Source organism: Streptomyces sp. NPDC057565 (genome assembly GCF_042801455.1).
GTDB lineage: Bacteria > Actinomycetota > Actinomycetes > Streptomycetales > Streptomycetaceae > Streptomyces > Streptomyces yanii.
In genome coordinates, this window is the sequence record NZ_JBHVFU010000002.1 from 282,437 (window position 1) to 308,777 (window position 26,341).

Consider the following 26,341-nt stretch of genomic DNA (forward strand, 5'->3'; position numbering starts at 1 on the left):
ATCCCCGCATGTGGGAGGGTTGCCGGGGCCAGGGTCTGTCCCGTCGTCCCTGCTGGGTCAGGGCGCGGCGCCGGATGCGGTGCATCGCAGGGCGGAAAGGCGTCCTCAACTGGGCGTATCCGGGCGCTCCGACAACGCGGCGAGGTGCGGCAGCGGTCGGCGTGCGCCCGCCAGGAATGGCAGGAACAACCCTGAGGAGCCGCCTGGTCCCGACTGGGCCGTCAGAGTTCCTTGGCGGGCCAGTCCAGGAGCCGGGCACCGATCACCGCGGTCTGCAGCGTGTAGCGGTGCATCGGATCGGACGGGTCGGAGCCGGTCAGCTGATGGATGCGCTCCAGCCGGTAGGTGAGCGCCCGCACGCTCAACGCCAGCCGGCGGGCCGTCTCTGCGGCGACACAGCCCGCGTCGAAGTAGGCGGCGAGCGTCTTCAGCAAGGGCTCCGCACCCCCTCGCGCCTCCTGGAGCGGGCCGAGCTCACTGCGCACCAGATCGGCCATCGCCTGCCGGTCCCGGGTCAGCACCGGATAGACCAGCAGGTCGGCGGCGTACAGCACCGGATCCTCCAGGTCCATCCGGTCCGCCAGGTCGAGCGCGTCGAGCGCCTCGTCGTACGACTGGACGACGCCGCCCGGGCCCCGGTGCGGGCGGCCGACCGCGACCGTGCCGCCCTCCGTCGCCGCATGCGCCTGCTTGGCGAAATAGCGCAGGACGTCCGGCTGGGCGCTCGGGGCAATGCAGACCAGGCGCCCGTCCTTGGTCGTGAGAAGGATCTTCCGGCCGTCGAAGCGGGCGAGCAGCGCCGCCTCCACCATGCGGGGCACCGCATCCGTCTCGGTGTACGCCGCCGGGCCCGTCGCCACCGCGACCGCGTGGGCGCGCGACAGCCGCAGCCCGAAGCGGGTGGCCCGCTCGGCGAGCCGGCCCAAATCGCTGCGCCCGTACAGCAGATCGTCGATGAACTCGCGGCGCGCCGCCTCTTCCCGTCGCACGGTGAGCCGCTGGGCGCGCTCGAACCCCTCGGCGATCGCATCGACGGCCTGCTCGACCGCGGCCAGCACGCAGTCGGTGGACGCGGGGTGCACGGCTGTGGCGCGCGGCCAGGCGGTGCGGGTCGCCGCCAGATGGAGACCGACCAGGGCGCGCAGCTGGAATCCCGCCTCGGCCGCCTGGCGGCCCAGGGCGCGGCGGGCGTCCAGCTCGTCACGGGTCAGTCGGCGGCCGGTCTCCGCGACCTCCTCCAGGATGTGGGCGTAATCCCCCAGATACTCGTCGGGAATCTCCGGCTCCGGCACGCCCATGCCTCCAGTTTTGATGCGTCACTGACACCTACTCAACGCATATGAGCAGGTGTCGGTGCCCGGCATCAAAAACGTACAAAGATTGCCGGATTCCGGCAGTGCGAGACGACGACGTCGGCTGTCATGATCAGGCCCAGCACCAACCGGGGGAACACGGGGGAACACGGGGGGATACGGGGACGGGGGACGACCCGGCAGCCGCGACGCCGCATATCGGCGGCGCCGCGGCCACCGGAGTCACCGCCGGACGGCCCATCCGCCGCACCCCCACCGACAGGCAGGGGGGAGTGGACCGATGCAGGAATTCCTGAGAGCCGCATCCTCCTTCCCTGCCGTCCTCTTCGGCGCCGCTCTGATCGTCGTCATCTGCTTCTGGCTGCTGGTCCTGGTGGGGGCGGCCGACCATCACTCCTTCGACACCGACCTCGACACCGACCTGGCCGGGATCGGCGGCGTGCCGGTCGCCGTCTCGGTGTCCGTGATGGTCGTCGTCGCCTGGTTCACCAGCCTGACCGGCTCCGTCCTGCTGCACCGCAGCGCGGTCACCGGCACCGCCCGGGCCGCACTCGCCTGCGCCGTGCTCGCCGGGGCGCTGCTGATCTCCTGGGCCGTGGTCCGATTCCTCGTCCACCGCTACCGGCGCCATTTCCCGCCCGAACTCCCGCCGTCCCGAAAGGACTTCCTCGGCCGGGTCTGCATCGTCCGTACCGGCTCCGTCAGCTCCGACTTCGGCCAGGCCGAGGTCGCGGCAGCGGACGGCTCGACCGCGATCGTGCAGGTCAGGCTGTTGCGGCAGACCGATGAGGCGGCGTTCACCGCAGGCAGTGCGGGGCTCCTGTACGCGTACGACGACGAGGGTGAGTTCTTCTGGGTCTCGCCGTACGACGTGACGCTCGACCCGGGCCCGCCGAAGCCCGCACGGCCGCTGCCGCGCACCCGACGCCGTACCCGCTGAGCCGCCGCCCCGCCTGCGGGGCACACGGCACACGACCGCTCGCTCCGGCGGGCGCCCCGCACTTCTCACCTTCCTCACCAGCCGTCAAGGACTGTCATGGATGCCATCTCCCTGGGCTTCGGTGTGCTCGTCGCCGTGGTCCTGCTCATCGCGATCGCCCTGCTCCTCGTCATCGGCCGGCTCTTCCGCAAGGTCGAACAGGGCAAGGCCCTGATCATCTCCAAGACCAAGAAGGTCGACGTGACCTTCACCGGAGCCGTCGTCCTGCCGGTCCTGCACAAGGCCGAGTACATGGACATCTCGGTGAAGACGATCGAGCTGCGCCGCACCGGGCGCGAAGGCCTGATCTGCCAGGACAACATCCGCGCCGACATCCACATCAACTTCTTCGTACGGGTGAACAAGACCGTCGAGGACGTCATCAAGGTCGCCCAGTCCATCGGCACCGAGCGGGCCAGCGACAAGGCCGCCATCCAGGAGTTCTTCGCCGCGAAGTTCGCCGAGGCACTCAAGACGGTCGGCAAGCAGCTGGACTTCGTCGATCTCTACACCAAGCGCGAGGAGTTCCGGGACCGCATCATCCGGGTCATCGGCACCGACCTGAACGGCTACCACCTCGACGACGCGGCGATCGACCACCTGGAGCAGACGCCGATGGCGCAGCTCGACGGCGCCAACATCCTCGACGCGCAGGGCATTCGTAAGATCACCGAGCTGACGGCGATCGAGCACGTGCGCACCAACGAGTACCAGCGCACCGAGCAGAAGGAGATCACCCGGCAGAACGTCGACGCCCGCGAGACCATCCTGGAGCTGGAGCGCCGGCAGGCCGAGGCCGAGATCAAGCAGCGGCGCGAGGTCGAGACGCTACGGGCCCGCGAGGAGGCGGCGACCGCCCGGGTCCAGGAGGAGGAACGGCTCGGCGCGCAGGCCGCGTTCATCCGCACCGAGGAGCAGCTCGGCATCCAGCGCGAAAACCAGGCGCGGGAGATCGCCGTTGCGCAGAAGAACCGCGAGCGGGTCATCGCCGTGGAGAACGAGCGCATCGAGAAGGACCGGCTGATCGAGGTCATCGGGCGCGAACGGCAGACCGAGCTGAACCGGATCGCCGCGACGAAGGAGGTCGAGGCCGAGCGCCGCGAGGTCGCCGATGTGATCCGGGAGCGGATCGCGGTGGACCGTACGGTCGCCGAGCAGGAGGAGTCCATCAAGACGCTGCGGGCGGTCGAGGAGTCGGAGCGCACCCGCAAGTCGGTGATCATCGCGGCCGAGGCGGAGGCCCAGGAGAAGCTGGTCAAGGACATCAAGGCGGCGGAGGCGGCCGAGGCGGCGGCCACGCACCGGGCGGCGGAGCAGTTGACGCTCGCCGAGGCCCGGCTGAAGAGCGCGGACCTCGACGCCCGGGCCAAGCTGCGGCTCGCCGAAGGCGTCCAGGCGGAGTCCGCGGCGCCCGGACTTGCCGAGGTGCAGGTACGGGAGGCGGCCGCCGATGTCATCGAGAAGACCGGTCTCGCCGAGGCCGGGGCCACGTCCGCCCGGCTCAAGGCCGAGGCCGACGGTGCGCGGCTGAAGGCTCTCGCCACAGCCGAGGGCACGCAGGCGCAGGCCACGGCGGACGCGGCGATGATCGGCGAGAAGCTGAAGGCGGAGGCGGCCGGGCTCACGGAGAAGGCGGCCGCGATGGCGGCGCTGGACGACGCGTCGCGCGGACACGAGGAGTACCGGCTGCGGCTCGCCGCCGAGAAGGAGATCCGGCTGGCCGGACTCGATGTGCAGCGGCAGGTCGCCGAGGCGCAGGCGACGGTCCTGGCCACCGGTCTGGAGAACGCGGACATCGACATCGTCGGCGGGGATTCGGTCTTCTTCGACCGGCTCGTCTCGTCGATCTCGCTCGGCAGGAGCGTGGACGGGTTCGTGGAGAACTCGGACACCGCGAAGGCACTCGCAGGCCCGTGGCTGAACGGGTCGTCGTCGTTCACGGACGACCTGACGCGGGTGCTCGGGTCGGTCTCGACGGGCGATGTGCAGAACCTGACGGTGTCGGCGCTGCTGATGCGGATGCTGGCGGCTCCGGGAGTGGGTGCGGATGCCGGACAGGTCCGCCAGCTCCTGGACTCGGCGCGAAAGCTCGGTCTGGCGGACCTGCCGGTCGGGGCACTGGCGGATACCCCAGATGTACCCGTGTCGCGCAATGGGACGCCGGTGGCGTAGGCGCGGCACGTCGAGCCCGGGCGCCGGGGTGGCCGCTTCGTCCTCGGAGGGCGGACGGGCTTGATGGGACGGCCATTTCCCAAAACCCACCCGCGCCTCGGGCCCAACCGGTCCGGTTCCGCCCTCGAACGCCGGACGGGCCCGAAAGGGCGACCACTTCGAGCCCGTCCGGCGTTCGAGGACAAAGCGCGGCCGGCGGCCGCGCCACCCGACCCACATCTCGCAGGGAGCCGTACGCATGGACACCGACCCCACCTCCACCGTGGACGCCGGCACCTACGACGTACTGCGGCGCCGCCTCACCGCACAGGCCACCGAGCTCACCCACCGCGCCGAAGCACTCAACACCCGTCGCACCGAGGAGTTCGGTTCGACGCGCCTCCGACTCCTGGCCACCGAGCGGATCCGTACGGAGCGCGCCTCCGTGCCCCGCGATCTCGTCGCCGTGGGCGGGCAGTTGCTGTTCGGCTTCGAGCGAGGACCGGGCGCACGCGGCGACGGAGAGGTCGGGGACGTACTCACCCTCCACGGACCCGATCTGTCACCGAGCCGGGACACTCTCCTCGCCGACGAAGCCTTCGTACGCGAATTCACCACCCTGCACCGCTACTACCGCGACGCCCGCCTGCTCCGTCTCCGCCGCGTCGACGGGCGGCTCCTCGCCGTGTTCCGTACCGGCGAGACCGCCGACGACATCCGCGTACTGCGCTGGACACTCGCCCCGGACGGGTCCCCCGGCGCGTTCCTCGACGCGCGCGGCGACCGCGACCACGTCTTCCCGCCCTCGCACGACTTCACCTGGACCGTGGCGGGCCGTGAGTCGCACATCCCCGGCCGCCACCCGCACATCGCGATCGGCGGCAGCGGCGCGCTCTTCGTCGACACCCTCGGCGGCACCCTGACCGTCAAGACGGCCGACGACACCGACACACCGCACGGGATCTACGAGGAGCCGGTCACCGAACCCCTCCAGTCCCTCGCCGACGCCGACGTCGAGTACGCCGAGGTCGGCCCCCTGATCCTGCTGCGGATCCGCCCGTACAACGAGGATGCCTGGCGTCACCTGGTCTTCAACACGCTGCTCTCCACCGTGCAGCGCCTCGACGCCGTCGGGCCCGCCTGCCACCGGCTGCCGGAGGACCAGGGGATCATCTTCCCCGGCGGCACGTACCTCACCACCGGCGCCGTCAAGACCTTCGATCTCGCCGAGCCGCTCGCCGACCCGGTCTTCGAGGGGGCCGTCCACTCCCCCAACGGCGAGGACGTCCTCTACCTCTTCCGCTCCCGGAACGGCGGCCGCGGCCTGCTCCTCCCCTACAACCTGATCCGCCAGGAGGTCGCCGCCCCGCTGCTCTGCCGCGGCCACGCGCTGCTCGACGACGGCACCCTCGTCCTCCTCAAGGACACCGCGTCGACCGAGCCGGCCCGTGTGCACGCGGTGCAGCGCTGGCAGACCCCGTACGTCTCCGACACCCATGCCGCCTCACGCCCGGCCGGGACGGGGCCGCTCGCCCGGGTCGGCAACGCCGATCTGGTACGCGGCATCTCCGACTGTCTCGCGCTGGCGAACAGCGCGACGCGGACCACGCCGACGACGGCCGTGTACGCCCGGCTGGTCGCCGACTGCATCCGCACCACCGACCGCTACCACTGGCTCACCGACCCCGAACTCGGCTCACTCAGCGGTCCGTTGACCGCCCTCCACGACACCGCGCAGCAGGTCCTCGCCGAGTTCGAGACGGTGCAGGAGCTGACCCGGCAGGCCGCCGAGGCACTCACCGGCGCGGCGGACCACCTCACCGCGCTCGTCCGCCGCATCCGCGGCGAGGCCCCGCGCTCGGCCGCCGCCTGGGTCTCCCAGCTCACCGAGCTGCGCCGCGCGCACGGCCGCTTGGCGACGCTCGGCGAGATGCGGTACGCGGACACCGACCGGATCGCCGAGCTGACGGCGGCCACCGCCGCCGATCTCACCTCCGCAGCCCAGCGCGCGGTCGCGTTCCTGAGCCGGGACGACGCGTTCACGGGCTACCACCACGACATCGAGCAGCTCACCGTCGACGCGTCGGCGCTCGCCACCGTCGCGGACGCGACCGCGCTCGGCGACCGGCTGACCGAGATGACCGACGGGCTCGCGACGGTCACCGATGTCGTCACCGGGCTCGACATCGGGGACGCGACCGTCCGCACATCGATCCTGGAACGGATCGCCGAGGTCCTCGGCGGTGTGAACCGGGCCCGGGCCACGCTCGACGCGCGCCGCCGTGAGCTCCTCGATCACGAGGGGCGGGCGGAGTTCGCCGCCGAGTTCGCCCTGCTCGGGCAGGCGGTCACGGGTGCGCTGGCCGTCACGGACTCCCCCGACGCGTGCGACGAACAACTGGCCCGGCTCCTGCTTCAGCTGGAGAACCTGGAGTCCCGGTTCGCCGAGTCCGACGGATTCCTCGCCGAGCTGGCCGAGCGGCGGACCGAGGTGTACGAGGCGTTCTCGGCCCGGAAGCAGACGTTGCAGGACGACCGCGCCCGCCGCGCCGAACGGCTGGCGGACTCGGCGGCCCGGGTCCTGGAGACCGTCTCCCGGCGGCTGTCCTCCCTCCCGGACCTGGACGCCGTCCACACGTACTTCGCCTCCGACCCGATGGTCGCCAAGGTCCGGCGCACGGCTGACGAACTGCGCGGGCTGGGCGACCCGGTGCGGGCCGAGGAGCTCGACGGACGGCTGAAGGCGGCCCGCCAGGAGGCGGGGCGGGCCCTGCGCGACCGCAGCGAGCTGTACGCGGACGGCGGGGCGACGATCCGGCTCGGCCGGCACCGGTTCGCCGTGAACACCCGTCCGTTCGACCTGACGCTCGTGCCCTCCGGGGACCGGCTCGCGTTCGCCGTCACCGGAACCGACTACCGGGCTCCGGTCACCGACCCGGCGTTCGAGGCGACCCGCCCGTACTGGGATCAGCTGCTGCCCTCGGAGTCCCCGTCCGTCTACCGCGCCGAACACCTCGCAGCCCGCCTCCTGGACGAGCACGGCGCGGATGCACTGGCCGCCCGCGAACCGGCCGACCTCACCCTGCTCGTACGGGAGTCGGCTGCGGCCGCGTACGACGAGGGATATCAGCGGAGCGTCCACGACGAGGACGCCGCCGCCATCCTGACCACGCTGCTGCGACTGCGGGCCGATGCCGGCCTGCTGCGTGTCCCGCCCTCCGTACGGGCGACGGCGCAGCTCTTCTGGACGTACGACACGGACGACGTCCTCCGCGCCTCCTGGACGCGCCGGGCCGCCTCCCTCGCCCGGGCCCGGGCGACGTTCGGCCCGGCGCCCGCGATCAACGCGCTCCAGGAGGAATGGGCAACCAGGATCGGGACCGATGACGCGCATGCCGTCGCCGCGTACCTCTTCGAGGAGCTGACCTCGGGCCCCGCCGGGTTCGTCACGAGCGCGACCGCCCGCACCTTCCTGGACAAGTTCCGCCGCACCACCGGCACTTCGGCTTACGACGAGGATCTGGACGCCCTCCGCGACGACCTCTCCGCGCGCCGCCAGCTCGTCGAGGGCTGGCTGACCTCGTACGCCTCCGCGAGCGGAACGGACCTCCCGAGCGGTGATCTCGCCGAGGCGGTCGCCGTCGAACTCTGTCCGGAACCGGAGCTCACCCGCTACGACTGCGAGGCACCGCTCTCGGCGACCGTGGACGGCCTGCTGGGCACCCATCCGCGCATCGACCGTGGCCGCCTGACCGTCCGCCTCGATGAACTTCTCGCCCGCACACAGCAGTTCCGTGCGAATACGGTCCCGGGCTTCCGTGCCTACCAGCGAACCCGCACCGCCCTCGTCACCGCCGAACGCGCCCGGCTGCGGCTCGACGACCACAGGCCGCGCGTGATGTCCGCGTTCGTCCGCAATCAACTCCTCGACGAGGTGTACCTGCCGCTGATCGGCGACAGCCTCGCCAAGCAGCTCGGCACGGCCGACGCCGACCGGCGCACCGACTCGCAGGGCCTCCTTCTGCTCGTCTCGCCGCCCGGCTACGGCAAGACGACACTCATGGAGTACGTCGCCGACCGGCTCGGCCTGGTCCTCGTCAAGATCAGCGGCCCGTCGCTCGGCCGCGACGTGACCTCCCTCGACCCCGCGCAGGCACGCAGCGCGACCGCCCGCCGGGAGATCGAAAAGATCAACTTCGCACTGGAGGCGGGCAACAACACACTCCTCTACCTGGACGACATCCAGCACACGTCACCCGAACTGCTCCAGAAGTTCATCCCCCTCTGTGACGCCACCCGCCGTATCGAGGGCGTCCGGGACGGCGAGCCGCGCAGCTACGACCTGCGGGGCAAGCGGTTCGCGGTGTGCATGGCGGGCAACCCGTACACCGAGTCCGGCGAACAGTTCCGGATCCCGGACATGCTCGCGAACCGCGCCGACGTGTGGAACCTGGGCGAGGTGCTGAGCGGCCGCGACGACATCTTCGCGCTGAGCTTCATCGAGAACGCGTTGACCGCCAACCCGGTGCTGGCTCCCCTCGCCGGCCGCTCCCGCGAGGACCTCGCGCTGCTCGTCCGCCTGGCCTCCGGCACGGCCCCTTCCACAAGCTCTCGACTCCGTCCGAGCGAGGAAGGCCCCCTCGCCCACGCGGACCGTCCCGACCACCCGTACACCCCCGCCGAGCTGGACAGGATCACCGCGGTCCTGCGCCACCTCGTGACCGCCCGCGAGACCGTTCTCGCCGTGAACGCCGCGTACATCGCCTCGGCCGCGCAGACCGACGCGACGCGCACCGAGCCGCCCTTCCGGCTGCAGGGCTCGTACCGCAACATGAACAAGATCGCCGAGCGGATCGTCCCCGTGATGAACGACGCCGAACTGGCCGCCGTCATCGACGACCACTACGCGGGCGAGGCCCAGACGCTCACCACGGGCGCCGAGTCCAACCTGCTGAAACTGGCGGCTCTGCGCGGCACCCTCACCGCCGAACAGGCGGACCGATGGGCGGCGATCACCGCCTCGTACGTACGCACCCAGGCACTCGGCGCCCCGGACGGCACCCCTTCCCCGAACCCTCGACCCCATCCGAGCAGCGCGGACACCGCCTCGCGGGCGGTCGCGGCACTGGGCCTGCTCTCCGACCGGATCGCGGCGGTCGAGGCCGCGATCGTCCGCGCATCGGACCCACGTCACCTGCTCGCGGGCCCGGAGCAGTCCGCCCGGCACGCGGCTCCACGCACCCCGACGGCACACGAAGATCACTGACGGGCCGGAATGAGTCGAACAACGGGAGGTGTGCAAGGCATGCTGGGATTCGTGTCCACACTTCCCCAGCAGCCCCAACGCTCCCCCCTCAGCGGCCACATGGTCATTTGCGGCGACGACGCACTGGCCCGGCGGCTGGCGGTGGAGCTGCGGTACGTCTACGGGGAGCGGGTCACACTCCTTCTCCCGCCGGGGCGCGATCCGCGCAGACCTGAGCTGCCACTGACCCAACGCGGCCGCGCGGCAACGCTGTTCGGACGGATGTCGGCGGCGATGAACCGCAACCTGGGCAACGGCGGCAACGGGGCGGCCGGCAGCTCCGGAAGCTCGGACAACGACACCGACGCCGGCGTCGAGGCAGTCCGCATCCTGGAGGCTGCGGAGCCGTCCGACGAGGCCTTCGAGGAAGCGGGCGTGGACACCGCCACCGCACTGGCACTCGTCTACGACGACGACGAGCGCAACATCCGCGCCGCGCTGACCGCCCGTCGCCTCAACCCCCGCGTCCGGCTGGTCATCCGGCTCTACAACCGCAAGCTCGGGCTGTACCTGGAGACCCTTCTCGACCAGGCCGCCGCGGTCGCCGTCCCCGGACTCGACCCGACGGCCCTGGACGCGTCCACCACCGTCCTCTCCGACGCGGACACCGCCGCCCCGGCACTCGCCGCGACCGCGCTCACCGGTTCCAGCAAGGTCGTCCAGGCGGAGGGCCTGCTCCTGCGGGCCGTCGAACGCACCCCGCCCCGGCAGGGCGAGGTCGCCGACCCCGGACTCTGCACGCTCGCCCTGCTCTCCTCCACCACCCACGACCCGGCGGGCGCCGAAGGATCCGACAGCAGCGGCGCCGAGGGACCCCAACTCCTTCCCGATCACGAACAGGTGGCTGCGGCGACCGGGCGCGGCACGGTGGTCCTGGAAGCCATCCGCGAGGCCGCACCGGATGGTCCGAAGCTGCGCATGGGGGGCCGCGGCGCCCCGCTGAGCCAGATCTTCTCGCGCCGTCTGCGCTGGTCGGCGCTGGGGGTCGGCTCGGCGGTCCTGGCCCTCGCCGTCGCCTCCACCCTCACCACAGGCGACCACCCCCTGCACGCCGCGTACCTGACCCTGCTCGACCTCTTCGCGATGGGTGACCCGGCGATCGGCGACCCCACCGCGCGACAGATCATCCAGCTGCTGTCCGGAATCGCCGGCCTGATGCTGCTGCCGCTGCTGGTGGCGGGCGTCCTCGAAGCGTTCGGCTCCCTGCGTACGGCGTCGTCCCTGCGCCGCCCTCCGCGAGGACTCTCCGGCCATGTGGTGCTGCTGGGGCTCGGCAAGATCGGTACGAGGGTACTGGTCCGGCTCCGCGAACTCGACATCCCCGTGGTGTGCGTGGAGGACGACCCGGACGCGCGCGGTATCCCGGTGGCCCGGCGGCTGCACGTACCCGTCGTCCTCGGGGATGTCACCCAGGAGGGCGTCCTGGAAGCCGCGAAGATCCAGCGGTCCCGCGCCCTTCTCGCCCTGACCAGCATCGACACCACCAACCTGGAGGCGGCGCTCTACGCGCGCTCGGTCAAGCCCGATCTGCGGGTGGCGCTGCGCCTCTTCGACGACGAGTTCGCCACCGCCGTCTACCGCACCCTGCGCACCGCCCACCCGCAGGCCCTGACCCGCTCCCGTTCCGTCTCCCATCTGGCCGCCCCGTCCTTCGCCGTCGCGATGATGGGACGGCAGATCCTGGGCGCGATCCCGGTCGAGCGGAAGGTGATGCTGTTCGCCGCGATCGAGGTGGCGGGCCACCCGCAGCTGGAGGGCCGGACGGTCGAGCAGGCGTTCCGGGCGGGGGCATGGAGAGTGCTGGCCCTGGACGCGACCCCGCGCGAGGACCGCCACCCCGACCTGACGACCGTCGCACCCGCCTCCCCGGACCGCCCGTCGGGCCTGATCTGGAACCTGCACCCGGGGTACGTGCTGCGCGCCGAGGACCGCGTGGTGATCGCGGCGACCCGGCGCGGGCTCGCGGAACTGCTCCGCAGGCGACCGGCAGTGACGCCACGTTGAAGGCTGTCGGGCTGCCTTCGATCGAAAAGCGGGCGAGGCCTGGTGAGCCCCGCACGTTCACCAGGTGCGTTGTCCGAGGCGTGACCGGCGGAGAGAGGAGTGCGCCTGACCTGCTTCGCCACCAGGAGAAGGCGCCGGGTGAACCCTCCAGACGCGGGCCGGGGGGATATTGGCCCAGACGGTGCGTCCGACCGCCCTGCCGCGCTGCCGGTACCCGGCCAGCACGGTCTCGACGGCCCGGTGACGGGCCGCTTCGCCCGCAGAGGCGACGAGTCTGCGGGCCGGGGCGGTACCCACGTACGCGAAGTACGTCAACGCCCCACCGGGACGCAGCAGTTCGATGTACCTGTCCATCAATGAAGTCACCGTGTCCGGGACGAAATTGGTGAAGGGAAGGCCGGAGACGATGACGTCGTAGGACTGCCCTGTGTTCAGGTACTCGATTCGCTTTTCGTGGATCCTGACCCGGACACCGCCCTCGCTCCGCGCCGGCGCGAACGCCTCGCCGGGTTGGTCGTCCCGCACCTTCGTATGCATCGTGCGGCAGTCCGGCATCTGCGCACGCGCCGCGTGTTCGTCCCGCCCCGGTCGGTATTCACGGACGACGTTCCGCAGGGCGGCGGCGAAGCGCGGGTTCGCCTCGACCACGTCCAGAGTGCTTCCCGGGGCGAGCAGCGGCAGCAGACAGCGGGTGACGGGGCCGGTTCCTGCGCCCACCTCCAGTACATCCAGGGGTTGTCCGGCCCGCTCGGTGACCGGTGCGGCGAGGGCGGCGGCGAGTCGGCGGCTGCTGGGTGCGACCGCGCCGGTGATACGGAAGCCACGGGCGGCCTCGGTGACGAAGAGCCTGGTGTCGGCGAAACGGGGCCATGAGGTCATACCACTGACGCTAGGTAGCGGGCGCTCTTCGGGAATCGGCCGTTGTGTTCGGGTGAACCGGTACGGACGGCGTCACCGAGGCGTACGCGACCCCGACGAAAGTAGGGGGTGGCAGCGACCCAAGACCGATGGGCCCCGACCCCCACAACTGCCTACAATCGGTCGGTGGAACACAAATACCCCCACCGGGGACCGGTGTGGACGGAGTGGTTACTGGGCGGCGGGGTGCTGCTACTCGTCGCGCAGGGGCTGGCCAAAGCCCGATTCGAGATGCAACTGCTTTCCGCAGGACCCATTTTGGCTGTCGCCGCCGCGCTGGCGCTGCCACTTCGCTGGCGCAGTCCGCTCGCTGTGGTCCTTCTCGCCGGGGCGGCACTGGGTGCGCAGGGCGCGTACGAACCCATGACGGTGATGGTTTTCCACCTGGCGGCACAGGGCCGGGTGCGGGTGGCGGTGGCGGCGGGTGTGATCACCGGTGCGCTGCCCTGGGTGTGCGCGCCGCCGCTCAGCGGAGGCATGACGCCGGCGTACGGCGCCGGGCTGCTGTTCGCTTTGGCGTTGACGGCCGGTTTGTGGTGGCACAGCCGTCGACGGCTCGTCGATTCGCTGAGCGAACAGGTCGAACTCCGTGCCGAGCAGGCCAGGTTGGCGGAGCGGGCCCGGATCGCGGCCGAGATGCACGATGTGCTGGCCCATCGGCTGAGCCTGTTGGCGCTGCACACCGGGGTACTCGCACTGCGTGCGGAATCGCTGCCGCCGCAGATCGGCGAGCGGATCGCACTGCTGCGCACCACCTCGTCCCAGGCGTTGGCCGATCTGCGGGACGTGCTGGGCGCCTTGCGTGCGGAGGACGATGCGGCGCGGGAGGACGGGAGGGATCCCGCGCAGAGAAAGGTGCCTGCTCCTGCGTTACGGAACCTGTCCGAACTGCTCGACGAGGTAAGGACCATCGGTCAGGATGTCGCGGCCGAACTGACGGGAGAACCCGGTGCCGCACCCGCGACCCACCTCCTCGCGGTGCACCGGCTCGTTCAGGAAGGTCTCACCAACGCTCGTAAACACGCACCGGGCACGGCGGTGCGACTGCGGGTGCACTACGGCGCGCCGGCCACCGAGGTGGAGTTGGTCAACTCGCCGCCCGCAGTGGCCGCTTCACGGGCCGATGGAGGCGTCGGCCGGGGCTTCGGCCTGATCGGGCTCGCCGAACGGGTGGCCGGGCTGCACGGCTCTCTCGCCCACGGCCCGGAGCCGGATGGGGGATGGCGGCTCGCGGCCCGTCTACCCATGAGCGCCCCGGACGGTGAGCCGACCCGAAGAGCCTTCGAGGAAGACAGCGCGACCCGCACGGCCGGGCCTGTCGGCGGACGAGCGGGCAGAACCTTCGGCAAAGGCGCGGCCACGGCCACGGCCACGCGCAAGGGTGCGGTGAAGAGGATCGGGAAGCGGTCCGTGAATCGGATCGGGCAGACATGAGCGAGGCTCGGATCATCAGCACGATGGTGGTGGACGACGACGCGTTGGTCCGATTGGCCCTGACCGACCTACTGGCGACCGACGCCGGCATCGAGGTCGTCGCCCAGGCGTCGGACGGCCTCCAGGCCGTGGAGGAGGCTGCTGCCCATCGGGTGGACGTCGCCCTGATGGATGTGAGGATGCCGAGGCTGGACGGCATCGCGGCAATCGCGCGACTGCGGACACTGCCACATGCCCCTCGCATCATCACTCTGACCACCTTCGACCTGGACGAGTATGTGTACGAGGCCTTGGCAGCGGGCGCCGACGGGTTTCTGCTCAAGGACTCGGACCCTGCGGAGATCCTGCGGGCCGTACATGTCGTGGCCGCCGGTTCGGCGATGCTGCATCCGTCCGCCGCACGTCGGCTGATCGACCGCTACCATCGCGACGCCCGGCCGGGGGCCTCAGCTGTGCGCGGACGGGTGGGCCGGCTGACACCACGCGAGCGCGATGTCCTGGCATTGCTCGCGGAGGGGGCAACCAACTCGGAGATCGCCGGGGGGCTGCGGATGAGCGAGAGTACGGTGAAAGCCCATGTCAGTCGCATCCTGACGACACTGGAAGTCGGAAATCGCGTCCAGGCGGCACTGGCCGCCCGGGACGCCGGTCTGATGCCTGACGCGTGAATCGCGAGGTTCGTCGCGTTGCGTGGCGAAGCGCAAGGGCAAGGACGCGATCGTGGCGGCCGTCGCCGTCGAGGGGTTCGGCGAGCCGGCCGACGCGCTGCGCGCGGCCCGCACCGCGCACTTCACGCCGCGCGCCTCCCTGCTCGCAGCGGCGCCGACAACGCCTGGAACATCGCGGCACTGTTCCTGCCCTGGACGTGTCGGCACGCAACGCCTGGCCCGGAGCCGACCCGGGTCCGGCCCGACCCGGCCGGAATTGCTACAGCAGGCCCCCCATCACCCCCCGCACCTCCGCCAGCGTGGCCTCGGCGACGGCATTGGCTCGCTCGTTGCCGGCCCGCAGGACCGACCGTACGTACGCCATGTCCTGCGCGTACTCCGCCCGCCGCGCCCGCACCGGCGCCAGCCGCTCGTTGACGGCGTCCGTCACGGTCCGCTTGAGCACGGCGCCACCGCCGTCTCCGATCTCCTCGGCGACCTCGTACGGGTCGCGGTCGAGGCAGAGCGCGGCGAGGAGTACGAGCCCCGACACTTCGGGCCGGGTCTCCGGTTCGTACGTGATGTGCCGGTCGGTGTCCGTCTTCGCCCCGCGGATCAGGCGGGCGGTCTCGTCGGCGGTGGCGCCGAGCGCGATGGAGTTGCCCCGGCTCTTGCTCATCTTGCCGCCGTCGGTGCCGAGCAGGAGGGGCGCGGCGGAGAGCAGGGCGTCCGGCTCCGGGAAGACCGTCCCGTACCGCTCGTTGAAGCGGCGGGCGATGCTCCGGGTCACTTCGAGGTGTGGCAGCTGGTCCTGTCCGACGGGGACGAGGTTGCCCTTGCAGAACAGGATGTCGGCGGCCTGATGCACGGGATACGTGAACATCAGCCCGCTGACGGCGGACTGCCGGGAGTGCGCGATCTCGTCCTTGACCGTGGGATTGCGGTTCAGCTCGGCAACGGAGACGAGGCTGAGGAACGGCAGCATCAGCTGGTTCAGCGCGGGCACGGCGCTGTGGTTGAAGATCGTGGTGCGGGCCGGGTCGATGCCGATGGCCAGGTAGTCCAGCAGCATCCCCTCCATGTGCTCGGTGAGCCGGTCGGCGACGTCCCGGTCGGTGAGCACCTGATAGTCGGCGATGATCACGAAGACGTCCACGCCGAGGTCCTGGAGCCGGACACGATTGTGGAGGGTCCCGAAGTAGTGCCCGAGGTGCAGTGCGCCGGTGGGCCGGTCCCCGGTCATCACCCGGAACCGCCCGGGATCCTGCTGGATCTGCTGCTCCAGCTCGGCACTGCGGCGCTGGGCGGGGGTGGTGACGGGTGCGGCGGCGGCGATGGCGGTGGTGGTCATGGTCTCTCCTCGCGGGTGCTGGTTGCGTGGAGGACGGCCCGCCGGGAGCGGCATCCGTACCCGTACGAGGGCAGAGAAGAGGGCCGTCCATATCGAACGGCCCTGGTTCCGTGCAGATGAGGCGGCCGCTCCTAAGTGGAGCGCCACCAGTTTCGGCACGGTACGGAGGTCATGCGCCGAGTGTAACGCGGTCAGGCTTCACCCACCCGGCCTTGGCGGGCCCGTACCGCTTCCGTACGGGACAGCCTCGAGCCGAACGCGGGACCCCGTCCCTGTGGACACAGGTCGATACACCTGGGCGGCATACGGTTGGTGATCGTGTGGTGCCGCCGGGCGGTGGCCAGTACCCGCTCCGGGAACCGGAGCCCCGCCGGCCGAGCAACAGGGCTGTCCTCTGCCGGGCTCACCACCCCGCGTGTCGCGAGGGGAACCGTCGAATTCCGAGCCCACGGCGGTGGGGGTTCCTGCCGCCGTCACGGCGAGGGCCCTCGCGGCCGTCGGCGTTCCGCCCGGCGGGCGACTCACTTGTGGGCGTGCTCGCCCACGTAGAACAGCAGGTAGACGAAGCCTGCGAAGAGATGGGTGGCGAAGACGTAGACGAAGACGCGCAGCGCGACACCGCGTTCCTTCCAGCTCTCGCTCTCGCTCACGGGCCCTGCCTCCTTCGTGCCGGCGCGTTGCCGGCCTGTCTCCCCGTCCAGAGTACGCACCGCCGGGAGCCCCGCTCCGGGCGGCGGAATAGGGAGAAGGGGTGCCCCGTTGTAGGGTGTGTCCAAGTAGTTCAAGGTTCAACCATCACCCCCACGGAGGCGGGCGCCATGGAGTTCGGGATCTTCACCGTCGGAGACGTCACCACCGACCCCACCACCGGCAGGACACCGACCGAGCACGAGCGGATCAAGGCGACCCTCGCGATCGCCCTGAAGGCCGAGGAAGTGGGCCTGGACGTCTTCGCGACCGGCGAGCACCACAACCCGCCGTTCGTCCCGTCCTCGCCGACGACCACGCTCGGCTACATCGCCGCCCGCACCGAGAACCTGATCCTCTCGACGTCCACGACGCTGATCACCACCAATGACCCGGTGAAGATCGCCGAGGACTACGCGACGCTGCAGCACCTCGCGGACGGCCGGGTCGACCTCATGATGGGGCGCGGGAACACCGGGCCGGTCTACCCGTGGTTCGGCAAGGACATCCGCCAGGGCATCCCGCTCGCCATCGAGAACTACGCCCTGCTGCACAAGCTGTGGCGGGAGGACGTCGTCGACTGGGAGGGCAAGTTCCGCACACCCCTGCAGTCCTTCACCGCGACTCCGCGCCCGCTGGACGGCGTCCCGCCGTTCGTCTGGCACGGTTCCATCCGCTCCCCGGAGATCGCGGAGCAGGCCGCGTACTACGGTGACGGGTTCTTCCACAACAACATCTTCTGGCCCATCGAGCACACCAAGAAGATGGTGAACCTCTACCGGCAGCGGTACGCGCACTACGGGCACGGCACCGCCGAGCAGGCCATCGTCGGCCTCGGCGGCCAGGTGTTCATGCGGAAGAACTCGCAGGACGCGGTACGGGAGTTCCGCCCGTACTTCGACAACGCGCCGGTCTACGGGCACGGGCCCTCCCTGGAGGACTTCTCGCAGCAGACACCGCTGACCGTCGGCTCCCCGCAGGAGGTCATCGAACGGACCCTGTCGTTCCGTGACGCCGTCGGCGACTACCAGCGCCAGCTGTTCCTGATGGACCACGCGGGGCTCCCCCTGAAGACGGTCCTGGAGCAGCTCGACATCCTCGGCGAGGAGGTCGTCCCGGTGCTGCGCAAGGAGTTCGCCAACATGCGACCGGCCGGAGTGCCGGAATCCGCCCCCGTCCACCCGGCCGTCGCCGCCCGCACGAAGGAGATCTGACCCACCATGCAGAACGAGGCTCTGAAGATCGTCGCGGTGTCCGCGGGGCTGAGCCAGCCGTCGTCGACCCGGCTGCTGGCCGACCGGCTGGCGGCCGCCGCCCGGGAGCGGCTGGCCGCCGAGCAGGACCGGCCGGTGGAGGTCCGGGTGATCGAGCTGCGCGATCTGGCCGTCGACATCGCGAACCACCTGGTGACGGGGTTCCCGCCGCGGGCACTGGGCGAGGCGATCGACGCGGTGACGGCGGCGGACGGCCTGATAGCCGTGTCGCCGGTCTTCACCGCCTCGTACAGCGGGCTGTTCAAGTCGTTCTTCGACCTGATCGACAACACGGCGCTGACCGGCAAGCCCGTCCTCGTCGCGGCGACCGGCGGCACCGGCCGGCACTCACTCGTCCTGGAGCACGCGATGCGGCCGCTCTTCGCCTACCTGCGAGCCACCGTCGTGCCGACGTCCGTGTACGCGGCGTCGGAGGACTGGGGCTCGTCCGGTGACGAGTACACCGAGGGGCTGCCGTCCCGGATCCGGCGCGCGGGCGGCGAACTCGCGGGGATGATCGCGGGCGGCCGGGCGGTCTCCGGGGCGTCCAGGGCACCGGGCCTCGACGACGAGGTGGTGCCGTTCGAGCAGCAACTCGCCGACCTGCGGCTGGACTGACCTGCCGCCGCCCGAGCGGGGTGGACCCACCCGGAGAACCCCTGTCCGGTTTGATTACAGTTACCCGTAAAGGTGCACCGTGAGGTGTATCACGCAGATGTGAGCTGAACCGAGCTGGAGGCAGAGATGGGCAGGATCGTGGTGGGCGTGGACGGCTCCGAGTCGTCGATCAAGGCGCTGCACTGGGCCGTACGCCAGGCCGAGCTGACCGGTGACTCGGTGGAGGCCGTCAACAGCTGGGAGTACCCCGCGACCAGCTGGGCGTCCATGATGCCGGGTATGCCGGAGGACTTCGATCCGCAGGCTCTGGCGACCGTCTCGCTCACCGAAGCGCTGGAGGAGGCCCTCGGCGCCGAGGGCGCGGCCGCGGTCAGCAAGATCGTGGTGATCGGCAACCCGGCGCAGGCCCTGCTGGACCGCGCGAAGGGCGCGAACCTGCTGGTCGTCGGGGCACGCGGATACAGCGGCTTCAAGGCGACCCTGCTCGGGTCGGTCAGCCTCCATGTCACCCAGCACGCGCCGTGCCCGGTGACGGTCGTCCGCGACTGACCGGGTGAACTCGAAGAACGAAAGGAGGGGCGGTCCCGTTCGGGGCCGCCCCTCCTTGAATCCTTCCTACAGCTCCACCACGTCCGCGACGACACACGTCACGTTGTCCGGGGCGCCCGCCACACCCGCCAGGGCGACCAGCTCCCGTACGGCCGTGTCGGGGCCGTCCGCCGCACCGAGCGCCCGGGCCAGATCCGCACCGTCGACCACCGCCGACAGGCCGTCCGAGCAGAGCAGATAGCGGTCGCCGGACCGGACTTCCCGCAGGTACACATCCGGGCGCACCGGGGCATGGTCCTGCGCGGTGCCGCCCATCAGGGCGCCCAGCAGCAGGGCGCGCTGCGGATGCGAGGCGGCTTCCTCCTCGGTGAGCGAACCGTCGTCGATCATCGACTGGACCAGGCTGTGGTCGTGCGTGATCCGGAACAGCTCGCCACCGCGCAGCAGATACGCCCGCGAGTCCCCTAATGTGCACCAGGCCCAGCTGCGAACCCGTCCAGACCATCGCGGTCAGCGTCGTCCCCGACTCCTCCGGCGCACCGCCCGTTCCGACCGCGTCCCGTACCGCCTGTGCGGCCAGGTCCGCCGCGTCCCCCAGCGCGTTCAGGAGCTCCCCGGCCGACCCCGCATCCCGTGCCGCCCCCTTCAGCGCGTCGATCGCTGCCGTGCTCGCCCCGGCGCCGCGTTCCCCGAACCCGTCGGCGACCGCGAGCAGCCGGGCCCCGGCGAACGCCGCGTCCTGGTTGGTCCCGCGCACCGCACCCCGGTCGGACAGGGCCGCATACCGGATTCCGAGCGTCCCCAGGGCCTCCTGGGCCGTGTACTCCTGCGTCATGGTGACTTCCTCCGCTGACAGCTGGTCGACGAGGAAGGTCACCAGGTCCCGCCGGGCCGCCGTCTCGGCCTCCACCCGTGCCCAGTACGCCCGGATCGCCGCTGCGGCCGCGCCCTCATCGAGCGCGACCACCTCCTTGATCCCGGCCAGTGGCATGCCGACCCGGCGAAGCCACGCCACCAGCCTGGCCGTCCGGAGCTGCGAACCGTCGTAGTACCGGTAGCCGTTCACCGGGTCGACCAGGGCCGGCCTGAGCAGTCCCAGTTCGTCGTAGCGGCGCAGAGCCTTCGCGGACAGCCGGGACGACCGGGCGAACTCCCCGATCGTCACCAGACCCGCGGCGTCATTCGTGCGCGCCTCGCGTTCCACCGCAGACCTCCTCGTACCGGACGGTCCCGCCCGGCCCCGCCGATGCTGGGGCTTCCCCCGTGGAGAAGGTCAAGGATGAAGGAGGAGACGGGGCGCGGAGTCAGTCCTCCGTCACGTGGAACGCGTAGAAGGCGCACACCCACATCGCGGCTCCGGTCACCAGGGCCAGGACGGAGGACGCGAGCACGCTCTTGTCGGACAGGCTGTACAGGAAACCGACCGTACCGCCGAACAGCACGCCGTACGCGGTGGCCTTGGTTCCCGTCGGCAGTCGCTTCTGTACCCGGCCGAGGCCGTAGCAGAGCGCCGCCAGCACGGCGCCGGTGATCAGACCGAGCGCGAGCTGCGTGCCGGTGAGCACACCGCCGCCGCGCACGATGGACGTCGCCCACCAGCCCCCGATCACACCGAGGGCGACGGGCATGGCCCAGCTGAGTGTGCTGGGGCGGTGGGGGCGCGCCCGCGTGCGCCGCCGCGTCGGCGTCGAAACGTGTGTCGTCATGGCCGAAAGCTCCTTCCTTCACCCCGTTCCCTCCAGGGCACACCCCGTCGTGGGGCCCGGCAACTCGAATGGCGCACCGCCCGGAGCGCACCGCTGCCGTCCGGGATTCCCTTGAGGGGTGCGGACCTCTCTCTCGGTGGCGTTGTCGACGGTGCTGCTCGTGCTGCTCGCCGTCCTCGTCCCGCTGAGTGCGCTGGCCGCCTGGGTCGATCTGGAGATCGACAACACGGACCGGTACGTCGCCGCGGTGGAACCGCTCGCCTCCGACCCCGATGTACAGGCCATCGTGGCCGGTCTGATCACCGACGAGGCGATGAAGCAGATCGACGCCGGGCCACTCCAGGACACCGTGCGGGGCTTCCTGTACGAGGCGGTGCAGTCGTTCGCCACCACCGATGCCTTCCGTACCGCTTGGAACGCCGCCAACCGCACCGCCCACCAGGCGGTCACCGCCGCGCTGAACGGAAACACCGGCGAGGCAGTGACCATCGATCTGGCGCCGGTGTCGGAGCAGGTCAAACATAATCTGCTGGACAGCGGGGTGCCGCTCGCCGACCGGATCCCGGTCCAGCACACCGAGATCACACTGATCTCCGCCGACCGCGCCGACCAGCTGCGCCACACCTTCCGCCTGCTCCGCGCCGGCAGCATCTGGCCCGCCGTCGGGACCGTGCTGTTCGCTCTCGCGTCCGTGGCCCTCGCGGCGGTGCGCGGCCTGCCGGGCCGCCGGGGCGCCGCCCTTTCCGCACTGACGGCCACGGCGCTCGTCGGGCTCGGATTCGCCCTCGGTGCGCTGGTGCTGCGCGCACTGATCGCGATCGCCCGGAACCGGGTGCTGGCCGGGGTGCCGGGCAGCGACCACGACGCGGCGGCGGCGGTCTACGACGCGCTGACGGCTTCGCTCCGTACGACGGTGTGGGTCATTCTCGGTGCGGGGCTGGCAGTGGCGCTGTGTGCGATGGTCGCGCGGGTGTGGGTGGGGCGGGGATCCGCCGTACGGGCTTGAGCCGCCCCGCCCCGCCCCACCCCACCCCGGAGAGGATGCGGGCAGCCCTCTGCCCGGTCCTTGCGAAAGGCCCCCTGTGAACAGCACCGAGCCCGCCGGTACGGCTACCCGCAGGCGACCCGCGCTCTGGGGTGCGGCTCTCACACTGGTGGTGGTGAGCGTCGTCGTAGGGTTCCGGGCAGTCGGCACCGACGGTATGACGCCCGTGCCGCAGGCCCTCGCCTTCCTGCCCTGGCTGCTGGTGCCGGGCGGGGTCGGCCTGGGGCTCGCCGCACTGGCCCGGTGGCGTACGGGAATGGCGTGGGCGGCCGTCGTGCTCGCCCTGACCGTGTGGTTCCTGCGCCCCTACGGGCCCGGTTCCACGGGCGCGCACGGTCCGGTCCTCGCCCGGCTGAGCGTGCTCACCTCCAATGTGGAGTTCGGTGGCGCCACCGACGCACTGATCACCGCGGTCCGCCGTGCGCGGCCCGACATCGTCTTCGTCGAGGAGTGCGACTTCCACTGCGCGGACGCCCTAGCCGCCCGGGTCCCGCACACCGCGTACCCGTACCGCAACGTCGTCCGGCTCGACGGCTCGCGCGGTTCGGCGATCCTCAGCCGTCATCCGCTGCGCCCGACGGGCGGGATCGACGGGGCGATGGCGATGCCGGGTTCGGTGGCCGTCGTGGCGGGCCAGGACGTCCGGCTGCAGCTCGCGCATCCGATGCCGCCGATCCCCGGCATGGTCGGCAGGTGGCGCACGGAGCTCGGCCGGGTCCGGGACTTCGCGGCAGGCTCGAAGGGGAGCCGCACCATCGTGGCGGGTGACTTCAACGCCTCCCAGGACCATGCCGCGTTCCGCGCCGTCCTCGACGCGGGCGGCCTCCACGACAGCGCCCGCGTCGCCGGCGCCTCCCGTACGTACTCCTGGCCCGCGGACCGCTCCACCCCCCTGCGCACCCAGATCGACCATGTGCTGGTCAGCGACGACTTCTCGGTACGGTCCGCCCGCTTCCTGCGCCTCGACGGCACCGACCACCGGGCGCTCCTCGTCGGACTCGACCTGCACGCCGGCTGAGCGCCGGGCGCCGCGGCCGGTTCGACGTGCGGCCGCGAGCGGGCCGGGCAAGAGTGGAGTCCAGGACTGCGTGACCTCGGGGTCGACTGAGAGGTCTTCCGTATGCGAGCCATAGCCGTCAGCGCGTTCCGGGCCGATCCTTCACTGATCGAGCTTCCCAAGCCGGATCCCCGGGCCGGCGAGGTGCGGGTGAAGGTCGTGTACGCCGCGCTCAACCCGTGCGACTGGCAGATCGCGGACAACGCCCCGGAAGGGGCTGCGGAGCCGGTGTTCCCGCTGGTCGTCGGCGTGGACTACGCGGGCCGGGTGGACATGATCGGCAGCGGCGAGAACCGCTTCCGGGTCGGCGACGAGGTCTTCGGCCGGGTGAGCGGATCACCGGCCGGCGTGGGCACGTACTGCGACTACGTGTCCGTCCCGCAGGACTCCACGATCACCCTGGTCCCGGACGGTCTCCCGCTCCGGACCGCTGCGGCGCTGCCGTCCGCCGGGATGGCCGCGGCGCAGCTCCTGGAGACCGCGGTGCTCCGCGGCCACGAGAGTCTGCTCGTCATCGGGGCGGCGGGCGGCGTCGGCAGCTTTCTGACCCAGCTCGCGTCCGCCCGGGACCTGCGCGTCCTCGCCGCCGTGCGCGGCGACGAGCGCGGGCGGATGAGGGCGCTCGGCGCCGCGGTCACGATCGACACGACGGCCCTTCCGCTCGAAGCGGCGGTACGGGAGGCGTGCCCGGAAGGCGTCGACGCGCTCGTCGACCTGGTGTCCACCACCCCGGACGGCTTCGTGGCGCATGCGGCACTGGTACGGGCCGGGGGTGTGGCCGTCTCCACACGGGGCGTCGCCTGGCGGGCCGCCCTTCCCGCCGGCGTCAGCGGTATCGACTTCCGCCTGGAGCCGACACCTGTGCTGCTCGACGTCCTGGCGACGGGGGCCCAGGAGGGCGTACTCAAGGTGCCCATCGACATCGAACTCCCGCTGGAGAAGGCCCCGCAGGCGCTCGACCGGAATCGCACGGGCGGCGCCCGTGGCAAGACCCTGTTCGCGCTCTGACCCGCGTTCAGAAATTCCGGGGAAGACGACAGGGACGAGCAGGAGATCATCGACAACATCGGCGGGCTGATCTCCGCGAAGCGGACCCTTCGCGAACGCTCCACCCGGAACGAGGGCCCCTGGGCCCACGAGAAGTCGCGCCTGCGTACGGTGGAGGTCCAACTCGATCAGTGCTGGGACCTGCTGCGGCAGCGTCGCGCCCTCAGCGAGTTCGGCGACGACCCGAACGCGGCAAGGATCCGTCCCGCCGACGAAGCAGAGGGCCACCAGAGCTGACCGTACGTCGTCGTAGGGGGAGCCCGTTGACAGAGGCCGAGGCGGAACGGAAGCGTGCCGCACCACCGAGCTGGCTGCTGAGCGGGCTCCGTCCGCTCTCCGCTCCCATCCCGTGGGCCGCCGCCGTCCGCGCCTCCATCGCCATGGCCGTACCGCTGGCCGTCGGCTTCGCGCTCGACCGGCCGGCCTACGGCGCGCTCGTCTCCATGGGCGCGCTCTCCGGTGTCATCGGCGACACCGCCGACGCGTACCGGATGCGAGTCCTGAACATCGCCGTGCCACAGCTGTTCGGAGCGGTCGGCATCATGCTCGGCACGCTGGTGTACGGGACCGGCTGGGCTGCCGTCGCCGTGCTGACCGCCGTCGGGCTGCTCTCCGGGATGATGTCGACGATCGGCGCGGTCGCGTCCGTGTCCGGGCTGCTGCTCCTGCTCAACTCGGTCGTCGGAGCCGGACTGCCCCTGCCGGCCCCCTGGTGGGTGGCGCCGCTGCTGCTGACGCTCGGTGGACTGTTCGTGCTCGCCCTGACGCTGCTGGCCTGGCCGATGCGGCGGAAACTGCCGGAGCGGGTCGCGGTCGCGGACACGTACCTCGCCGTCGCCGATCTGCTGGCCGCCGCGGGCACCGACGCGTACGAGAAGCGGCGGCAGGCGGTCACCCAGTCGCTGAACACCTCGTACGACCTGATCCTCGCCCGCCGGGCCCGCTACCACGGGCGCAGCGGCGCGATGGTGCGGCTGCTCGCCCAGCTCAATGTGGTCATCCCGCTCGTCGAGGCGGCGCCCGCGGTGCATGTGCGGCAGTCCCGGCTGCCCGAAGCGATCCCGGCGGCGGTGCGGGAACTGGCGGCGGCCGTCGAAGAGAGCCGCACCGGGGGTGCCGAACCGGAGCTGCCCGCGCCCGACTCGCCCGCCACCCGGGCCGTGGACAGCGCGCTGCGTCACGCGGCGGCCGTCGTGTACAACGCCGACGTCGACCCGTACAACGTCGACGACCGGCTCGGACGCCCCGCCGCGCTGGGGGTACGAATGCGGCGGGCGACCCGGGCCGTGCTGTTCTCCAGGACGTCCTGGCGGTACGGACTGCGACTGGCCCTCTGCATCGGCCTGGCCCAGGCGCTGACCTCGCTGGTCGCCGTGGACCGCTCCTACTGGGTGGCGCTGACCGTCACGTTCGTGCTGAAGCCGGACTTCGGCTCGGTCTTCTCGCGTGCGGTGCTGCGCGCCGTGGGCACGGCGGCCGGTCTCGTCATCGCCACGCCGATCCTCACCGCGGTACCGATCGGGTGGTGGGACGTACTCGTGATGGTGGTGCTGGCCGCGCTGATCCCGGCGTTCACGGCCAAGGGGTACGCATTCCAGACTGCGGCCATCACGCCGGTCATCCTGCTGCTGTCCGACGTGCTGAACCACCAGGGCGTCGCCCTGGTCGAGCCGCGCCTGGTGGACAGTCTCCTCGGCTGCGCGATCGTGCTCGTGGCGGGTTATCTGCTGTGGCCGGAGAGCTGGCACACCCGGATCGGACACCGACTCGCCAACGCGGTCGCGGACATCGCCGACTATGTGGCGTGCGCCTTCGACCCCGGCAGTGACGGTCGCGGGGGCGAGCGGACATCCCCCGTCGACCAGGCGGAACGGGTACGGGCGCGGCGCCGCATCTACCGCGATCTGTCCTCCGTACGGTGCGAGTTCCAGCGCGCCCTCACGGAACCGCCCCCGGTCGGCACCCGGGCCGCCGCCTGGTGGCCCCTGGTCGTCGCGGTCGAGCGGATCGTGGACGCGGCGACGGCGGCACGGGTCCGGGTCGACCACGGTGCACCGGAACCGGCACCGGAGGAAGTGGCCGGGATCCAGCAGCAGCTCCGCGAATTGGCGGAGGGGCTGCGGGCGAGCGAGGACCTGGTGAGCGTACGGACCGAGCTGCCGGGCGACGAGGAGGGAGTGCTTGCGCCGCTGCGCCAGGAGGTCGCGGCGGCGCGTGCGATCGCCTCACCGCAGCCGTAGACGCAGGCGGACGCGGGCTCGGACGAACGCGTCACGC

19 protein-coding genes and 1 pseudogene are annotated in these 26,341 nt (G+C 71.4%); 14 read left to right on the top strand and 6 right to left on the bottom strand.

The features are described 5' to 3' along the window. Positions 1 to 221: 221 nt before the first annotated feature. Positions 222 to 1,292: a PucR family transcriptional regulator gene (locus ACFU8W_RS05335; protein WP_384032988.1), complete on the bottom strand. Its 1,071-nt coding sequence runs from the start codon at positions 1,290 to 1,292 to the stop codon at positions 222 to 224. A 301-nt stretch (positions 1,293 to 1,593) separates the two neighbouring features. Here ACFU8W_RS05335 and ACFU8W_RS05340 point away from each other — a divergent pair, with 301 nt between their 5' ends. The 4 genes from ACFU8W_RS05340 to ACFU8W_RS05355 all read left to right on the top strand — a co-directional run bounded on the left by ACFU8W_RS05340 (position 1,594) and on the right by ACFU8W_RS05355 (position 11,752). Beyond that, complete coding sequence (locus ACFU8W_RS05340) at positions 1,594 to 2,253, top strand: hypothetical protein (RefSeq protein WP_384032460.1); 660 nt, start codon at positions 1,594 to 1,596, stop codon at positions 2,251 to 2,253. A gap of 96 nt (positions 2,254 to 2,349) precedes the next feature. Continuing rightward, positions 2,350 to 4,464 carry a flotillin family protein gene (locus ACFU8W_RS05345; protein WP_384032462.1) on the top strand — a complete coding sequence of 705 codons (2,115 nt, stop codon included), beginning with the start codon at positions 2,350 to 2,352 and terminating at the stop codon, positions 4,462 to 4,464. Positions 4,465 to 4,702: 238 nt separating this feature from the next. Beyond that, positions 4,703 to 9,709, top strand: a complete 5,007-nt coding sequence (locus tag ACFU8W_RS05350; RefSeq protein ID WP_384032464.1) for a DNA repair ATPase — start codon at positions 4,703 to 4,705, stop codon at positions 9,707 to 9,709. A 39-nt stretch (positions 9,710 to 9,748) separates the two neighbouring features. Then, positions 9,749 to 11,752 carry an NAD-binding protein gene (locus tag ACFU8W_RS05355; RefSeq protein WP_384032466.1) on the top strand — a complete coding sequence of 668 codons (2,004 nt, stop codon included), beginning with the start codon at positions 9,749 to 9,751 and terminating at the stop codon, positions 11,750 to 11,752. A gap of 57 nt (positions 11,753 to 11,809) precedes the next feature. On the opposite strand, the gene ACFU8W_RS05360 is transcribed toward ACFU8W_RS05355, so the two are convergent. Further along, positions 11,810 to 12,631 carry a translation initiation factor IF-2 gene (locus tag ACFU8W_RS05360; protein WP_384032468.1) on the bottom strand — a complete coding sequence of 274 codons (822 nt, stop codon included), beginning with the start codon at positions 12,629 to 12,631 and terminating at the stop codon, positions 11,810 to 11,812. Between the two features lie 165 nt (positions 12,632 to 12,796). Here ACFU8W_RS05360 and ACFU8W_RS05365 point away from each other — a divergent pair, with 165 nt between their 5' ends. Together ACFU8W_RS05365 and ACFU8W_RS05370 are read left to right on the top strand one after the other, a co-directional pair. After that, entirely contained in the window at positions 12,797 to 14,104 is a 1,308-nt protein-coding gene (locus ACFU8W_RS05365) for a sensor histidine kinase (protein WP_384032470.1), read from the top strand. A gap of 11 nt (positions 14,105 to 14,115) precedes the next feature. Further along, on the top strand, positions 14,116 to 14,772 hold the full coding sequence (locus tag ACFU8W_RS05370) for a response regulator (protein ID WP_384032991.1): 657 nt from the start codon (positions 14,116 to 14,118) through the stop codon (positions 14,770 to 14,772). 259 nt (positions 14,773 to 15,031) lie between these two features. On the opposite strand, the gene trpS is transcribed toward ACFU8W_RS05370, so the two are convergent. Then, complete coding sequence (gene trpS, locus ACFU8W_RS05375; RefSeq protein WP_384032472.1) at positions 15,032 to 16,102, bottom strand: tryptophan--tRNA ligase; 1,071 nt, start codon at positions 16,100 to 16,102, stop codon at positions 15,032 to 15,034. A 521-nt stretch (positions 16,103 to 16,623) separates the two neighbouring features. Further along, positions 16,624 to 16,752 (bottom strand): DUF6126 family protein, encoded by a 129-nt coding sequence (locus ACFU8W_RS05380; RefSeq protein ID WP_234432866.1) that lies wholly within the window; start codon positions 16,750 to 16,752, stop codon positions 16,624 to 16,626. A 168-nt stretch (positions 16,753 to 16,920) separates the two neighbouring features. On the opposite strand from ACFU8W_RS05380, the gene ACFU8W_RS05385 reads away from it, so the two are divergent. The 3 genes from ACFU8W_RS05385 (at position 16,921) to ACFU8W_RS05395 (ending at position 19,209) form a co-directional block, all read left to right on the top strand. Then, positions 16,921 to 18,003, top strand: coding sequence for an LLM class flavin-dependent oxidoreductase (locus ACFU8W_RS05385; RefSeq protein ID WP_345517276.1), 1,083 nt, complete (start codon positions 16,921 to 16,923; stop codon positions 18,001 to 18,003). Between the two features lie 6 nt (positions 18,004 to 18,009). Next, positions 18,010 to 18,660: an FMN reductase gene (locus ACFU8W_RS05390; protein ID WP_345517275.1), complete on the top strand. Its 651-nt coding sequence runs from the start codon at positions 18,010 to 18,012 to the stop codon at positions 18,658 to 18,660. A 126-nt stretch (positions 18,661 to 18,786) separates the two neighbouring features. Then, the gene (locus ACFU8W_RS05395; protein WP_358860868.1) at positions 18,787 to 19,209 is read left to right on the top strand and encodes a universal stress protein; all 423 of its coding nucleotides are present in this window, start codon (positions 18,787 to 18,789) and stop codon (positions 19,207 to 19,209) included. 66 nt (positions 19,210 to 19,275) lie between these two features. Here ACFU8W_RS05395 and ACFU8W_RS05400 read toward each other — a convergent pair. Both ACFU8W_RS05400 and ACFU8W_RS05405 read right to left on the bottom strand, forming a co-directional pair. Continuing rightward, positions 19,276 to 20,413, bottom strand: a pseudogene (locus ACFU8W_RS05400) (MerR family transcriptional regulator). 100 nt (positions 20,414 to 20,513) lie between these two features. Continuing rightward, positions 20,514 to 20,915 carry a hypothetical protein gene (locus ACFU8W_RS05405; RefSeq protein WP_345517272.1) on the bottom strand — a complete coding sequence of 134 codons (402 nt, stop codon included), beginning with the start codon at positions 20,913 to 20,915 and terminating at the stop codon, positions 20,514 to 20,516. A 118-nt stretch (positions 20,916 to 21,033) separates the two neighbouring features. On the opposite strand from ACFU8W_RS05405, the gene ACFU8W_RS05410 reads away from it, so the two are divergent. The 5 genes from ACFU8W_RS05410 to ACFU8W_RS05430 all read left to right on the top strand — a co-directional run bounded on the left by ACFU8W_RS05410 (position 21,034) and on the right by ACFU8W_RS05430 (position 26,304). Then, complete coding sequence (locus ACFU8W_RS05410) at positions 21,034 to 21,921, top strand: hypothetical protein (protein ID WP_384032476.1); 888 nt, start codon at positions 21,034 to 21,036, stop codon at positions 21,919 to 21,921. 154 nt (positions 21,922 to 22,075) lie between these two features. After that, positions 22,076 to 22,978, top strand: a complete 903-nt coding sequence (locus ACFU8W_RS05415) for an endonuclease/exonuclease/phosphatase family protein (protein WP_384032478.1) — start codon at positions 22,076 to 22,078, stop codon at positions 22,976 to 22,978. 102 nt (positions 22,979 to 23,080) lie between these two features. Then, a complete protein-coding gene (locus ACFU8W_RS05420) occupies positions 23,081 to 24,025 on the top strand; it encodes an NADP-dependent oxidoreductase (protein ID WP_384032480.1) in 945 nt (314 codons plus the stop codon). 69 nt (positions 24,026 to 24,094) lie between these two features. After that, positions 24,095 to 24,301, top strand: a complete 207-nt coding sequence (locus ACFU8W_RS05425; protein WP_384032994.1) for a DUF2630 family protein — start codon at positions 24,095 to 24,097, stop codon at positions 24,299 to 24,301. 26 nt (positions 24,302 to 24,327) lie between these two features. Beyond that, positions 24,328 to 26,304 (top strand): FUSC family protein, encoded by a 1,977-nt coding sequence (locus ACFU8W_RS05430; RefSeq protein WP_384032482.1) that lies wholly within the window; start codon positions 24,328 to 24,330, stop codon positions 26,302 to 26,304. Positions 26,305 to 26,341: the final 37 nt, after the last annotated feature.

What these genes read in the sequence shown, in the direction of transcription:
- ACFU8W_RS05350 (WP_384032464.1), top strand. Translation starts at nt 4,703, where the DNA reads ATGGACACCGACCCCACCTCCACCGTGGACGCCGGCACCTACGACGTA.
- ACFU8W_RS05405 (WP_345517272.1), bottom strand. Translation starts at nt 20,915, where the DNA reads ATGACGACACACGTTTCGACGCCGACGCGGCGGCGCACGCGGGCGCGC.
- ACFU8W_RS05355 (WP_384032466.1), top strand. Translation starts at nt 9,749, where the DNA reads ATGCTGGGATTCGTGTCCACACTTCCCCAGCAGCCCCAACGCTCCCCC.
- ACFU8W_RS05360 (WP_384032468.1), bottom strand. Translation starts at nt 12,631, where the DNA reads ATGACCTCATGGCCCCGTTTCGCCGACACCAGGCTCTTCGTCACCGAG.
- ACFU8W_RS05345 (WP_384032462.1), top strand. Translation starts at nt 2,350, where the DNA reads ATGGATGCCATCTCCCTGGGCTTCGGTGTGCTCGTCGCCGTGGTCCTG.
- ACFU8W_RS05390 (WP_345517275.1), top strand. Translation starts at nt 18,010, where the DNA reads ATGCAGAACGAGGCTCTGAAGATCGTCGCGGTGTCCGCGGGGCTGAGC.
- ACFU8W_RS05395 (WP_358860868.1), top strand. Translation starts at nt 18,787, where the DNA reads ATGGGCAGGATCGTGGTGGGCGTGGACGGCTCCGAGTCGTCGATCAAG.
- ACFU8W_RS05420 (WP_384032480.1), top strand. Translation starts at nt 23,081, where the DNA reads ATGCGAGCCATAGCCGTCAGCGCGTTCCGGGCCGATCCTTCACTGATC.
- ACFU8W_RS05385 (WP_345517276.1), top strand. Translation starts at nt 16,921, where the DNA reads ATGGAGTTCGGGATCTTCACCGTCGGAGACGTCACCACCGACCCCACC.
- trpS (WP_384032472.1), bottom strand. Translation starts at nt 16,102, where the DNA reads ATGACCACCACCGCCATCGCCGCCGCCGCACCCGTCACCACCCCCGCC.
- ACFU8W_RS05340 (WP_384032460.1), top strand. Translation starts at nt 1,594, where the DNA reads ATGCAGGAATTCCTGAGAGCCGCATCCTCCTTCCCTGCCGTCCTCTTC.